This is a genomic window from Stenotrophomonas sp. MMGLT7 (assembly GCF_021168555.1).
Classification (GTDB): domain Bacteria; phylum Pseudomonadota; class Gammaproteobacteria; order Xanthomonadales; family Xanthomonadaceae; genus MMGLT7.
Window position 1 is genome coordinate 206,100 of the sequence record NZ_JAJOZS010000001.1, and the last position, 11,943, is coordinate 218,042.

Sequence of the window (11,943 nt, forward strand, 5' to 3'; positions counted from 1 at the left end):
TTTGAACCCAACCATAGAAGGGCAATCTCATGAAAACCCCAAGCAAACTCACCGCCGCCATGCTCGGACTGGCCGTCGCCGGCCTGCTGGGCAGCGCGCATGCCGCCCCGTTCGTCGGCAAGTCGAGCAACGAGAGCTACGTCCACGTCGGCGAGTCCACGATCAACGGCGGTCCGCACCAGGCCGGACTGGCCGGCATCGCGGTGAATTCGACCGGCCTGAACAACCCCGTGGACTTCAGTGGACTGGCCAGCTACGGCGGTGCCGACGCGGTGAAGGTGCTGAACTTCCCTTACAGCGGCGCCCCCAGCAGCCACGACAACCTGGGCGTGTTCGCGTTCGCCCAGGTGGGCAGCGAGGACGTCTGGTTCGGCGAGTGGTACTCGCGCAAGGACACCGCCGATGGCCTTGCCACCCACACCGTGTACTTCATCGGCGACAAGGCCGACACCAGCGTCCCGACCTCGGGCGCCGCCAGCTACAGCGTGGTCGGCATCAACAACCACAGCACCGGCAACCAGCTGACCGGCACCTTCAACGCCAACTTCGCCACCGCCAGGCTGACCGGGTCGATCCAGAACGCCGCCGGCTTCGCGGTCAACATCGGCACGGCCACCATCAACGGCGATGCCAGCATCTCCGGCAGCAACGCCATCGCACGCCAGTCGGGAACGGCGGTGGCCACCGACGGCGCGGTATCGGGCCAGTTCTACGCCAACCAGGCCGCATTGGCGGGCATCGTCGATTTCGCCGGGGTCCAGTACGACACCGCGTTCGGCGGCGCCAAGCAGTAGCGGCGCGAGTGATCCGCCGATTGCGGATTTTCCCCAGGTGATTCGGGCAGGACAAGCCAAGGCCAAGCCAGTCCTGCTTCATCCTCTCAATGGCCTGTCGATGCTTCTCATCTCCTCTGCGCGGCGTTTTCCGCGCGCCCTTGCCGGATCGCTGGGATATGCGTTCCTGGCCGTGTCCTGCTGTGCGGCAGCCCAGTCGCAGGACGACACCCGCCGCCTGCTCGAACAACGCAGCCAGCACCAGGCTGCCGAGCGCGAACGCGAACTGCTCAAGGACGAACTGGATGCCGAGCGCCCGACTATCACCGTCGATGGCCGCTCCTACACCGTCCAGCACACCGCCAACGACGTCGGCCGTGCGCTGTATCTGTCCCTGCAGAACCGCCAGTGGGAGGCGGTTCGACATTTCCTGCAGGAGTACCTGACACTGCCGGACCGCGACCCGATGCTGGTCCACTACGCGCAGGGCGCCGTGGCCCGCAACCAGGGCCGCTATCGCCAGGCCGAGCGCGAGTACCGGGCGCTGCTGGCGCTCAAGCCGGATTTCCTGCCGGGCCGGCTGGAGTTGGCGCGGGTGCTGTTCGAGGACCAGCAGGACCGGGAAGCCGAGCAGGCGTTCGCATCGATCGAGGCCTCCATCGATGCCGGCGACCCCAAGACCGAGGGAGTGCGCAGCAGCATCGCCACCTTCCGCCGGGCCCTGGCCGAACGCCGGAGCTGGAATGGCAGCTTCGCGCTGGGGCCGGCCTGGAGCGACAACGTCAACCGCACCTCGGCCAGTTCCGTATGCCTGTACCTCGTGGGCGGGCAATGCTTCATCAGCCGCAGCATGCCCGACGCGATCACCTCCGCCGGCTACGACTACGACGCCAGCCTCGACCGCCGCCTGCCGCTGCGCGGACATCACGGCCTGTACCTGCGCTCGCTGCTGTTCGGCCAGGGCTGGCGCGACAACAGCGCCTACAACGAACTGAACTCGATCACGCAGGCCGGCTACAGCTATCGCAGCGGCCGCCATGCTTTCGCGCTGGCGCCCTCGTTCGAGTACTACGCGCTGGGCAATGCCGCGCTGTACGGCGCCTGGGGCATGCACGCCGAATGGAGCTGGACGCTCTCGCCCAGCTCGCTGCTCAAGCTCGAGGGCGACTACAAGGACCTGCGCTACCGGCACCAGGACTACGCGCGCAACTACGATGGCGACACGCGCTCGCTCTACGCCACCTACTTCCGCAGCCTGGGACCGCGCTGGATGGTGTTCGGCGGCATCGACGCGGTGGACAGCGCGGCCGCGCAGGAGGCCAATGGCTACCTGCAGAAAGGCGTGCGGCTGGGCGCTTCCCTGCAAGGCCCGTCGGGTTTCGTCGGCACATTGTTCGCCTCCTACCGCCGGCGCGACTACAGCGCCTACAGCGTACCGCTGGGCGAGCGCCGCCACGACGACGAGCAGGGCTACACCTTCATCCTCAAGGCGCCACGCCTGGCCGTCGCCGGCCTCACTCCACTGCTCACGCTGCGCCACAACCGCATCAAGAGCAACGTCGATTGGCTCTACGCCTACGACAAGAACTCCATCAGCCTGAAGTTCGAGCGTTCCTTCTAGCCAGTACGAACGCCATTGTCTTTCCTCGCCCTCTCCCCCACCCCAACAAGCCATCGCCATGAATGAAATCCTCACCCAATCCACCCGCAGCCAGCGCCTGAAGGCGGCGACCCACGAGGCGCACGACCGCCTGGACAAGCGCATCATGGCCGCGCAGCCGTTCGCCAGCCGCGAGAACTACGCCCGCTTCCTGCAGGTGCAGTACCTCTTCCACGTCGACATGGAAGCCCACTACCGCAACCCGGTCCTCGCCGGCGTGGTGCCCGGGCTGGCGGCGCGGCGACGGCTTGCGCAGATCGAGACGGACCTGGCCGACCTGGGCAAGCCGCTCCCCGCGGCGGTTGCGCCTGCGCTCCCCGACGCCCACGGCGACACGCTGGCCAGCGGACTGGGCTGGCTGTACGTGGCGGAAGGCTCCAACCTCGGTGCGGCGATCCTGTTCAAGCTGGCGGCCAAGCTGGGATTGGACGAGAACTTCGGCGCACGCCACCTCGCCGGCCATCCGGACGGGCGCGCGCGCCACTGGCGCGAGTTCACCGCCGCACTGGATCGCACTTCCCTCGATCCGGCGCACGAGCAGGCGCTGGTCGAGGCGGCACGCCAGGCATTCGATCGCGTGCGCGGCCACGTGGAAACCTGCATGCCGCCGGCGGCAGCCTGATGCACGCGTACTCATGAAGCCGACCCGCCATCTGTGGTTCTGCCTCGGCCTGTCGATGCTGGCGCTGGGCCTGGTCGGTGCATTGCTGCCGGTGATGCCGACCACGATCTTCCTGATCCTGGCGGTCTGGTGCTTCTCGCATTCCTCCCCGCGGCTGGAGGCGTGGCTGTTGAACCATCCCCGCTACGGGCCGCCGCTGCGGCTGTGGCACGAGCAGGGGGCGATCAGCCACAAGGGCAAGGCATTCGCCGCCACCGGCATGGCGCTGGGCTACGCACTTTTCTTCTGCGGCGCGCATCCTGGCTGGAAGCTGGCGCTGGGGGTGGGCCTGTTCTTCGCCGCCAGTGCCGCCTATGTCCTGTCGCGACCGGCTCCTTCCCCCCTCCTCCTCTCGCATCCAACGGAACACGACGATGTCCCCCATTGACGCCTCCCTGCCCGCCGACCTCAGCCCCTGGCAGATGTTCCTGCACGCCGACTGGGTGGTGCAGGCGGTGATGATCGGCCTGGCCGCGGCCTCGGTCGCGACCTGGACGGTGCTGGTCGCCAAGAGTTGGGAGCTGGCCAGGATCGGCCACGCACTGCACGCAGCGCATGCCGTGCTGACGCGAACCGCGCTCCTGTCCGAGACCGAAGCCAATCCGCACCTGGACGAAGGCATCGCCCGGCACCTGATCGCCGAGGCGCGCGCCGAACTGCAGCAGTCCGAGGGACTGGAGGACAAGGCCGGGATCAAGGAACGCCTCGCCTCGCGCCTGGAACGCGTCGAACTGGCCTACACCCGCCACCTGCGCAAGGGAACCGGCCTGCTCGCGACCATCGGTGCGACCGCGCCGTTCGTGGGGCTGTTCGGCACGGTGTGGGGCATCATGAACAGCTTCGTCGGCATCGCCAGGTCGAACACCACCAACCTCGCCGTGGTCGCTCCGGGGATCGCCGAGGCGTTGCTGGCCACCGCGCTGGGGCTGGTGGCCGCGATCCCGGCGGTGGTGATCTACAACCACTTCAGCCGCCGCCTCGCCGGGCTCAGGGGCACCCTCGGCGACCTGTCGGCTGGCGTCCAGCAGATCGTCTCGCGCGACCTGGATCGGCGGCAGGCGCCCAGGGCCGGCATCCCGGCCGTCGGCGATCGTTGAAGGAGGCGCCCATGGCGATCAAGACGAGCGACCGCGACGAGGGCCTGGACCTGGACGAGAACCATGAGATCAACGTCACCCCCTTCATCGACGTGATGCTGGTGCTGCTGATCATCTTCATGGTGGCCGCGCCGCTGGCGACGGTCGACGTCCCCGTCGACCTGCCGGCCAGTACCGCGCAACCGCAGCCCAGGGACCGCGAGCCGGTCTACCTGACGGTGAAGGAAGACCTGTCGCTGAGCTTGAACCAGGACCCGGTCACGCTGGACGACCTGCGGACCCGGCTGGACGCACAGACCCACGGCGACCGCGATGAACGCATCTTCCTGCGCGCCGACAAGGGCGTGCCCTACGGCGAGCTGATGACGACGATGAACGCCCTGCGCGAGGCCGGCTACCTGAAGGTGGCGCTGGTGGGGCTGGAGCAGCCCGGCTGATGGAGATCGCCGACAGCGCAGAGCTGCGACGCTGGATCGGCAGCCTCGGATTGGTACTGGCGGTGCATGCCATCGTCATCGGCGGCGTGCTGTGGAGGCAATCGCACGATCCATCCCCGCCGCTTCCTGCTTCCGCCGAAGCGGTGATGCTGGAACTGGCGCCGCTGCCGACCGCCCCGCCCGCGCCGCCGACCGACCTGCCGCCGGGGCCCCCGCAGCAGGAACGGCGCAAGGCGCAACCCAAAGCCGAACCGACACCGATGCCGACGCCACGACGCGTTCCCCGGCAGGAACAGGCGGAGGTCGCCGAGCCCCAGCAGTCCGACGAGCGGCACAACGACGAGAGCGCCGACATCGATGTCGCCCGCAGCAGCGCCCCGCCGAGCGTGCAGGCGCCGCCCGGCAGTCGCTACGCGGCCAGCCAGTCCTCGTCCGGCGGTGCCGGCCAGGCGCGAGCCACCTGGCAGGCGCAGGTGCTGGGCCACCTGGAACGCTTCAAGCGCTACCCTCGCCCGGCGCAGCGGCGACGCCAGGAAGGCGTCGTGCTGATGCAGTTCTCGGTGAACCGGCAGGGCCAGGTGCTGCAGGCCCGCATCGCCCGCAGCAGCGGCCACGAATCGCTCGATGCCGAGGCACTCGCCACGGTGCAGCGCGCCAGCCCGCTGCCGCCGCCTTCGGCGGACATCCCCGGCGATCCGGTGGAGGTGACCACGCCGGTGGAATTCTTCCTGCGATAGCCGGCACGGTCGTCCGCTTGGCGGCGTTCGGTGCGGCGGGATCCTCCCGCACGTCGCCGGCCGTGCAGCCGCCGACGATCGCGGTCGTCCGCGCCTGCAGTCCGAACTGGACGCTGCGCCGTTACGACGCGACGTCTTGCTCCTCTTTTTCGTCCCCTGCATGGCCGTGTCCGTCCGTGTGTATAGTCGATGCATCTGCCGCCGGCGATGGTCGCACTCGCCGATGCCGTGGTCGAAACTCCCCCAAAGCACGAGAGAAGCACACAGATGACCAGTCGACGAGACTTCCTGGCCCGCTCTGCCATCGCCTCCACCGTGTTGGCGGCGGCACCCGCTGCCGCGTTGGCAGCGCCACCTGCGAGACCGGGCAACACCACTGCCGTGGAGACAAGCGTGGAGACAAGAAGCAAGGCCAGGATCGCTGTCATTACCTGGACCTATGGAATAGACGATCCGGACGAGCTTTTCGCCAGGATCAAGGCCACCGGCTTCGACTACGTGCAGTACTGCGGCGACTTCAGGAAGCAGGACGCGGCGGAAGTGGCGCGTGCCGCCAGCCGGCACGGCATCACCATCCTCAGCTACGATCCGCCCGGCACCATCCGGCCGGAATCTCCGGCCGACGGCACCGTCGAAAAGGCGGTCGAGCACTTCGCCAGGACCTTCCAGTTCGCCCGCGACATCGGCGCGGGGATGGCGACGCTGCAGGGGCTTTCCAGCTGGACCGTGTTCATCGAGGACTACGATGAAGCGATGCGGTTCATCATCGAGGCGACCCGGCGGCTCGATGCCATCGCCGGCCGCATGGGACTGGTGATGACCTACGAGGCCTGCTGCCACTACGAGCTGCCCTGGGTACAGACGGCCGACGAACTGCTGCGCATCCATCGCGAATCCGGCGCGCAGAACCTCCAGCTGGTACTCGACAGCTTCCACATGAACATCGCCGAAGCCGACATGCTCGAACCGCTGCGCAAGGTCGGGCCGTTGCTGCACAGCTACCACGTATCGGACTCCGGGCGGGGCGGCATCGGTACCGGCCACATCGACTTCGTCGCGCAGCACAACGCGATGAAGACGATCGGCTTCGACGGCTTCGTCTTCTTCGAACTGGTGATCGCCGAGTGCCGCCCCTACAAGCACCCGATGAACGAGCGCCAGATGGCCGAGTTCATCCGCCAGAACCAGTACAGCATCCGGATGTGGAACGCGATCACCAGCGGCTGATGCCGGCACGCGCATCACTGGCATGGGGAGCGCATCGCGCCGGCGCGACGGAGCACGCGGCCCGGTGCGCATGCCCGCTCCAGGCGTTGGTGGCTGGATCGGGTCGCCAAGGCCGGCGCCCGACAGGGATGACAGGCCTCTCCGCGTGGCCACGTATGACCACTTGATCAGCGAGCAGGCAACTGCCACCTTGCGGTGATCCACCTCAAGGTGCGGCCCAGGGTCATTGCAGATGCGGGCCGGCTAGCGCGCGTACCCGGGGACTGCCGACACACGTAGCCGCGGCTTCGCCCAGAGCAGCAGGGCGGCATGGGCGCAGCCCGTCCCAGGGAGCGGGCAGAAGATGCAATCGCAAGCAACGACCACAAAAAAACCCTTGAAACCAAGGGTTTTTTGCGTAACTGGCGGAGTGAGAGGGATTCGAACCCTCGATAGAGCTTTTGACCCTATACTCCCTTAGCAGGGGAGCCCCTTCAGCCGCTCGGGCATCACTCCGGGGATTTCAGCCGGTCCAACTCAATCGCGCGACCGGGCGCGAAGGATACCGGTTCGGGGGTGCTCAGGTAAACCCTTTTCAGTTCTCCGAGCTCTCATCGGCCGCGGAACCGGACGAAGTCGGCTCCTCGCCGCGCTGGATACGCTGGTAGATTTCTTCGCGATGTACAGCTACATCCTTGGGCGCAGTGATGCCGATGCGCACCTGGTTCCCCTTCACGCCGAGCACGGTCACGGTGACCGAGTCGCCGATCATCAGGGTTTCGCCTACACGGCGAGTCAGGATCAACATTTTTCAAAATCTCCAGAGACCGGTGAGTTCCCACCAAGCAGGACCCGCCTAGCAGGCGCGAGAGTCAGGGGAAAGACGGTCGATGTTAATGGCAGGAGGTGCCAGCCAGCAAGGCTTGTGGCGTACTTCACGTTCCGTGGAGACGCTGGCGCACCCAGTCCGGCACCTGCTGGAGCGCAAGGGCAAGGGCGGGCCCGTCCTCGCCACCACCCTGGGCGAGATCCGGGCGGCCGCCGCCCTTGCCTCCGATCTGACCGGCGACGTGGGCGATCAGTTCCCCCGCCTTGACCTTGCCCATTGGGCTGCCATTCACTCCTGCGACCAGGGCCGCCTTGCCGTCGTGGGTACCGGCGAGCAGCAGCACGGCATCGCCCAGCTGCTGCTTCAACCGGTCCACGGCCTCGCGCAGCGCCTTGGCATCGAAGCCTTCCAGCCTGGCCGCCAGCACCTGGACGCCGCCGACCTCCACTGCCGAACCGGCCAGATCGGCGGTGGCGCCCGACGCCACCTTGGCCTTGAGCGCCTCCAGTTCGCGCTCCAGCTTCTTCTGCCGCTCGCCGAGCTGACGCACCTTGTCCGCCACCTCGCTGGCAGTGCCGCCGACCAGGGACGCCGCCTCGCGCAGCTGCCGCTCCTCGCCTGACACGTAGTCGAGCGCCCCCTGCCCCGTCACCGCCTCGATGCGGCGCACACCGGCCGACACGCCGCCCTCGCTGGTGATCTTGAACAGGCCGATGTCGCCGGTACGGCGCACATGGGTGCCGCCGCACAGTTCGGTCGAGTAGTCCCCCATCTTCAGCACGCGCACGTTCTCGCCGTACTTCTCGCCGAACAGCGCCATGGCGCCGAAATCGAGGGCTTCCTGCATGCCCATGTGCAGCACCTCGACCGGCAGGTTCGCACGCACTTCCCGGTTGACGTTGCGCTCGACCAGCGCCAGTTCCTGCTCGGCGATCGGCTGGAAATGCGAGAAATCGAAACGCAGGCGGTCCGGCGCCACCAGCGAGCCCTTCTGCTGCACATGGGTGCCGAGCACCTCGCGCAGCGCGGCATGCAGCAGGTGGGTGGCCGAATGGTTCAGCACGATCGCGCCGCGGCGGGCCTCGTCGACGTTTCCTGCCAACGTGTCGCCGAGGTGGAGGGTTCCCCGCGTCAGCCGGCCGACATGGCCATGGAACTGGCCGGCGAACTTGTGGGTGTCGTCGACCTGGAACGATGCCGCGGCGCCCTCCAGCGTGCCGACATCCCCGACCTGGCCGCCGGATTCGGCGTAGAACGGGGTCCTGTCGGTGAAGACGATGGCATCCTCGCCGGCGGCCAGCGATTCGGCCGGCCGGCCGTCCTTGAGGATGGCGACCACCTTCATGCCGTCGGCATCCAGCGATTCGTAGCCGAGGAACACCGTCGGCGCCAGCTTGGCGACCAGTTCGGCGGGAAGCGTGGTGCCGCCGCCGAACTTGCCGGCCGCCCGCGCGGTCTCGCGCTGGTGCTCCATCGCCGCCTCGAAGCCGGCCATGTCCACCTCCATCCCGCGTTCGCGCGCGATGTCGGCCGTCAGGTCCACCGGGAAACCATAGGTGTCGTAGAGGCGGAAGGCATCGCCTCCCGGAATGGTGTCGCCTGCGTGCGCGGCGATCTCGTCGAAGATCTTCATGCCGGCGTCGAGCGTCTCGGCAAAGCGCTCCTCCTCGGCCCGCAGCGCCTTCTCCACCGTGGCCCGGGCCGCCGGCAGTTCCGGATAGGCCTGGCCCATCAGCTCGGACAGCGTGCCCACCATCCTGTAGAAGAACGGCTGGCGCACGCCCAGCATCCAGCCATGGCGCAGGGCGCGGCGGATGATCCGCCGCAGCACGTAGCCACGGCCTTCGTTGGACGGCAGCACGCCGTCGACGATAAGGAAGGCACAGGCGCGGATGTGGTCGGCGATCACGCGCAGCGACTTGTTCTCCAGGTCGGAGGTGCCGGTCAGTTCCGCCGCCTTGCGGATCAACACCTGGAACAGGTCGATCTCGTAGTTGCTGTGCACGTGCTGCAGGATCGCGGCCAGGCGCTCCAGGCCCATGCCGGTGTCCACGCACGGCGCCGGCAGCGGCACCAGGGTGCCGTCAGGCTGGCGGTCGAACTGCATGAACACCAGGTTCCAGATCTCGATGTAGCGGTCGCCGTCCTCGTCGGGCGAGCCCGGGGGCCCGCCGGCGATGTGCGCGCCGTGGTCGTAGAAGATCTCGGTGCAGGGGCCGCAGGGGCCGGTATCGGCCATCTGCCAGAAATTGTCGGAGGCGTAAGGGGCCCCCTTGTTGTCGCCGATGCGCACGATGCGCTCCGGCGGCAGGCCGATCATGTCGCGCCAGAGCGCGTAGGCCTCGTCGTCATTGTGGTAGACCGTGACCAGCAGGCGCTCGGGCGGCAGCTCCCAGACCGTGGTCAGCAGTTCCCACGCCCAGGCGATGGCCTCCTTCTTGAAGTAGTCGCCGAAGGACCAGTTGCCCAGCATCTCGAAGAAGGTGTGGTGGCGCGCGGTATAGCCGACCGCGTCGAGGTCGTTGTGCTTGCCGCCGGCGCGCAGGCAGCGCTGCACGTCCGCGCAGCGGCTGTAGCTGCGCTTCTCGGCGCCAAGGAACACGTCCTTGAACTGCACCATCCCGGAGTTGGTGAACAGCAGGGTCGGGTCGTTGCCCGGCACCAGCGGCGCCGATGGCACGATGGTGTGGCCCTTCCCCTTGAAGAACTCGAGGAAATCGCTGCGGATCTGTGAGGTGGTGATTTTGGCAGGTGCGTTCATTTGACTGGCAATTGGCGGGCTTGCGCGCCCCGGAGGCCTCTCCCCCACATGGGTGCGAAGGCCGGCCGGGACAACGTGACCGCCAAGATTAGCAGGCCGCGCCAACTCAGTCCTCAGGATCGTAGCGGCTGGCGTAGCGGATGCTGTCGCCGTCGAAGCCGCGCCGGGCCAGCAGGTCGGCTGCCTTGCGGCGCTGTGCCAGGTCCTGGGGGCCGGCTTCGCCGAAACGCCGGCATACCAGATCGCGGGCATTCTGCTTCCAGTCGCCGTCGAAACTGGCCATGGCATCGGCGATCAGCTCGCTGTCCAGGCCGTGGGTTCCCAGTTCGGCACGGATGTGCAGCGGGCCATAGCCGGATGCCGAGCGCATGCGCACCAGCGAGCGGGCAAAGCGGTCGTCGTCCTGCCAGCCTTCCTGGGCCAGGCGTTCGACGGCCGCGTGGGCCTGTTCGGCCTCCACGCCCCTGGCCTGCAGCTTGCGGGTCAGTTCGCGCTGCGAATGCTCGCGGCGGACCAGCAGCCCCAGGGCGCGCTGCAGCGGGGTCTGCTCCTGGCGCTTGCGCCGCCTGCCCGCGGGTTGTTCCTCACTCATGTCTCGCCTGCTCTATTGCGCCGTCCCTGGCACCTTCCCTCCTGGTATGCATGAGGACGCCCGGTCCGGTGGCGTCACTGACTCCGTCACCGGACCGGGCAGCCGCTCAATCCTTGTCGGTCTCGCCTTCCTCGCGCGGAGCCTCGGCCGGCTGGAACTTCTCGCGCAGCTCGGACTCCAGCCGCGCGGCCACCTGCGGATTCTCGCGCAGGTAGTTGCGGGCATTGTCCTTGCCCTGGCCGATACGCTCGTCGCCGTAGCTGTACCAGGCGCCGGCCTTCTCAACCAGCTTGGCGTCCACGCCCATGTCGATCAGCTCGCCCTCGCGGCTGATGCCCTCGCCGTACAGGATCTCGGTGATGACCTGCTTGAACGGCGGCGCCAGCTTGTTCTTGACCACCTTGATCTTGGTCTGGTTGCCGATGATCTCGTCGCCCTTCTTGATCGAGCCGATGCGGCGGATGTCCAGGCGGACCGAGGCATAGAACTTCAGGGCGTTGCCGCCGGTGGTCACCTCCGGGCTCTGGCCGGGCATCATCACGCCGATCTTCATGCGCAGCTGGTTGATGAACACCACCAGGGTGTTGGAACGCTTGATGTTGCCGGTCAGCTTGCGCAGCGCCTGGCTCATCAGGCGGGCCTGCAGGCCGGGCAGCTGGTCGCCCATCTCGCCCTCGATCTCGGCCTTGGGGGTCAGCGCGGCGACCGAGTCGATCACCACGATGTCGATCGAGCCCGAGCGCACCAGCATGTCGGCGATCTCCAGCGCCTGCTCGCCGGTGTCCGGCTGCGACAGCAGCAGGTCGTCGACGTTGACGCCCAGCTTGGCGGCATAGATCGGGTCCAGCGCGTGCTCGGCGTCGATGAAGGCGGCGGTGCCGCCCTTCTTCTGGCATTCGGCGATCGCCTGCAGGGTCAGGGTGGTCTTGCCCGAGGACTCCGGCCCGTAGATCTCGACCACCCGTCCCTTGGGCAGGCCGCCGATGCCCAGGGCGATGTCCAGCATCAGCGAGCCGGTGGGGATGAACTCCACCGCCTCGATCACGCGGTCGCCCATGCGCATCACCGAGCCCTTGCCGAACTGCTTCTCGATCTGGCTCAGTGCGGCGGAAAGGGCGCGCTTCTTGTTCTCGTCCATCTGGGTCGTCCTCGTCAGTGAATTCGGTATGGGTGCAGCTTAGGGGTTGCGT

General features: G+C 67.6%; 12 protein-coding genes and 1 tRNA gene. 8 read left to right on the top strand and 5 right to left on the bottom strand.

What is annotated here, in order from left to right:
* The first annotated feature begins 29 nt into the window (after positions 1–29).
* The 8 genes from LRX76_RS01090 to LRX76_RS01125 all read left to right on the top strand — a co-directional run bounded on the left by LRX76_RS01090 (position 30) and on the right by LRX76_RS01125 (position 6,592).
* Positions 30–794 (top strand): Slam-dependent surface lipoprotein, encoded by a 765-nt coding sequence (locus LRX76_RS01090; protein ID WP_231800849.1) that lies wholly within the window; start codon positions 30–32, stop codon positions 792–794.
* Between the two features lie 172 nt (positions 795–966).
* A complete protein-coding gene (locus LRX76_RS01095) occupies positions 967–2,394 on the top strand; it encodes a surface lipoprotein assembly modifier (protein ID WP_231800851.1) in 1,428 nt (475 codons plus the stop codon).
* Between the two features lie 58 nt (positions 2,395–2,452).
* Positions 2,453–3,055 (top strand): biliverdin-producing heme oxygenase, encoded by a 603-nt coding sequence (locus LRX76_RS01100; protein WP_231800853.1) that lies wholly within the window; start codon positions 2,453–2,455, stop codon positions 3,053–3,055.
* Between the two features lie 13 nt (positions 3,056–3,068).
* On the top strand, positions 3,069–3,482 hold the full coding sequence (locus tag LRX76_RS01105; RefSeq protein ID WP_231800855.1) for a YbaN family protein: 414 nt from the start codon (positions 3,069–3,071) through the stop codon (positions 3,480–3,482).
* Complete coding sequence (gene exbB / locus LRX76_RS01110) at positions 3,469–4,191, top strand: tonB-system energizer ExbB (protein WP_231800867.1); 723 nt, start codon at positions 3,469–3,471, stop codon at positions 4,189–4,191. The genes LRX76_RS01105 and exbB overlap by 14 nt, the downstream gene beginning before the upstream one ends.
* Before the next feature lie 11 nt (positions 4,192–4,202).
* Positions 4,203–4,628 (top strand): TonB system transport protein ExbD, encoded by a 426-nt coding sequence (exbD, locus tag LRX76_RS01115; protein WP_231800868.1) that lies wholly within the window; start codon positions 4,203–4,205, stop codon positions 4,626–4,628.
* Entirely contained in the window at positions 4,628–5,365 is a 738-nt protein-coding gene (locus LRX76_RS01120) for an energy transducer TonB (RefSeq protein ID WP_231800869.1), read from the top strand. The genes exbD and LRX76_RS01120 overlap by 1 nt, the downstream gene beginning before the upstream one ends.
* A gap of 393 nt (positions 5,366–5,758) precedes the next feature.
* Entirely contained in the window at positions 5,759–6,592 is an 834-nt protein-coding gene (locus LRX76_RS01125; RefSeq protein WP_231800870.1) for a sugar phosphate isomerase/epimerase family protein, read from the top strand.
* A gap of 402 nt (positions 6,593–6,994) precedes the next feature.
* Here the strand turns inward: LRX76_RS01125 and LRX76_RS01130 are convergent.
* From LRX76_RS01130 to recA, 5 genes are all read right to left on the bottom strand, one after another.
* Positions 6,995–7,087: transfer RNA gene (locus LRX76_RS01130), tRNA-Ser, on the bottom strand.
* A gap of 79 nt (positions 7,088–7,166) precedes the next feature.
* Complete coding sequence (csrA, locus tag LRX76_RS01135) at positions 7,167–7,379, bottom strand: carbon storage regulator CsrA (protein ID WP_231800871.1); 213 nt, start codon at positions 7,377–7,379, stop codon at positions 7,167–7,169.
* A gap of 127 nt (positions 7,380–7,506) precedes the next feature.
* Positions 7,507–10,161, bottom strand: coding sequence for an alanine--tRNA ligase (alaS, locus tag LRX76_RS01140; protein ID WP_231800872.1), 2,655 nt, complete (start codon positions 10,159–10,161; stop codon positions 7,507–7,509).
* Positions 10,162–10,267: 106 nt separating this feature from the next.
* The gene (gene recX / locus LRX76_RS01145; protein WP_231800873.1) at positions 10,268–10,753 is read right to left on the bottom strand and encodes a recombination regulator RecX; all 486 of its coding nucleotides are present in this window, start codon (positions 10,751–10,753) and stop codon (positions 10,268–10,270) included.
* 106 nt (positions 10,754–10,859) lie between these two features.
* Positions 10,860–11,891: a recombinase RecA gene (gene recA, locus LRX76_RS01150; protein ID WP_231800877.1), complete on the bottom strand. Its 1,032-nt coding sequence runs from the start codon at positions 11,889–11,891 to the stop codon at positions 10,860–10,862.
* Between the last annotated feature and the right edge of the window lie 52 nt (positions 11,892–11,943).

What these genes read in the sequence shown, in the direction of transcription:
- LRX76_RS01090 (WP_231800849.1), top strand. Translation starts at nt 30, where the DNA reads ATGAAAACCCCAAGCAAACTCACCGCCGCCATGCTCGGACTGGCCGTC.
- LRX76_RS01100 (WP_231800853.1), top strand. Translation starts at nt 2,453, where the DNA reads ATGAATGAAATCCTCACCCAATCCACCCGCAGCCAGCGCCTGAAGGCG.
- LRX76_RS01105 (WP_231800855.1), top strand. Translation starts at nt 3,069, where the DNA reads ATGAAGCCGACCCGCCATCTGTGGTTCTGCCTCGGCCTGTCGATGCTG.
- exbB (WP_231800867.1), top strand. Translation starts at nt 3,469, where the DNA reads ATGTCCCCCATTGACGCCTCCCTGCCCGCCGACCTCAGCCCCTGGCAG.
- exbD (WP_231800868.1), top strand. Translation starts at nt 4,203, where the DNA reads ATGGCGATCAAGACGAGCGACCGCGACGAGGGCCTGGACCTGGACGAG.
- LRX76_RS01120 (WP_231800869.1), top strand. Translation starts at nt 4,628, where the DNA reads ATGGAGATCGCCGACAGCGCAGAGCTGCGACGCTGGATCGGCAGCCTC.
- csrA (WP_231800871.1), bottom strand. Translation starts at nt 7,379, where the DNA reads ATGTTGATCCTGACTCGCCGTGTAGGCGAAACCCTGATGATCGGCGAC.
- alaS (WP_231800872.1), bottom strand. Translation starts at nt 10,161, where the DNA reads ATGAACGCACCTGCCAAAATCACCACCTCACAGATCCGCAGCGATTTC.
- recX (WP_231800873.1), bottom strand. Translation starts at nt 10,753, where the DNA reads ATGAGTGAGGAACAACCCGCGGGCAGGCGGCGCAAGCGCCAGGAGCAG.
- recA (WP_231800877.1), bottom strand. Translation starts at nt 11,891, where the DNA reads ATGGACGAGAACAAGAAGCGCGCCCTTTCCGCCGCACTGAGCCAGATC.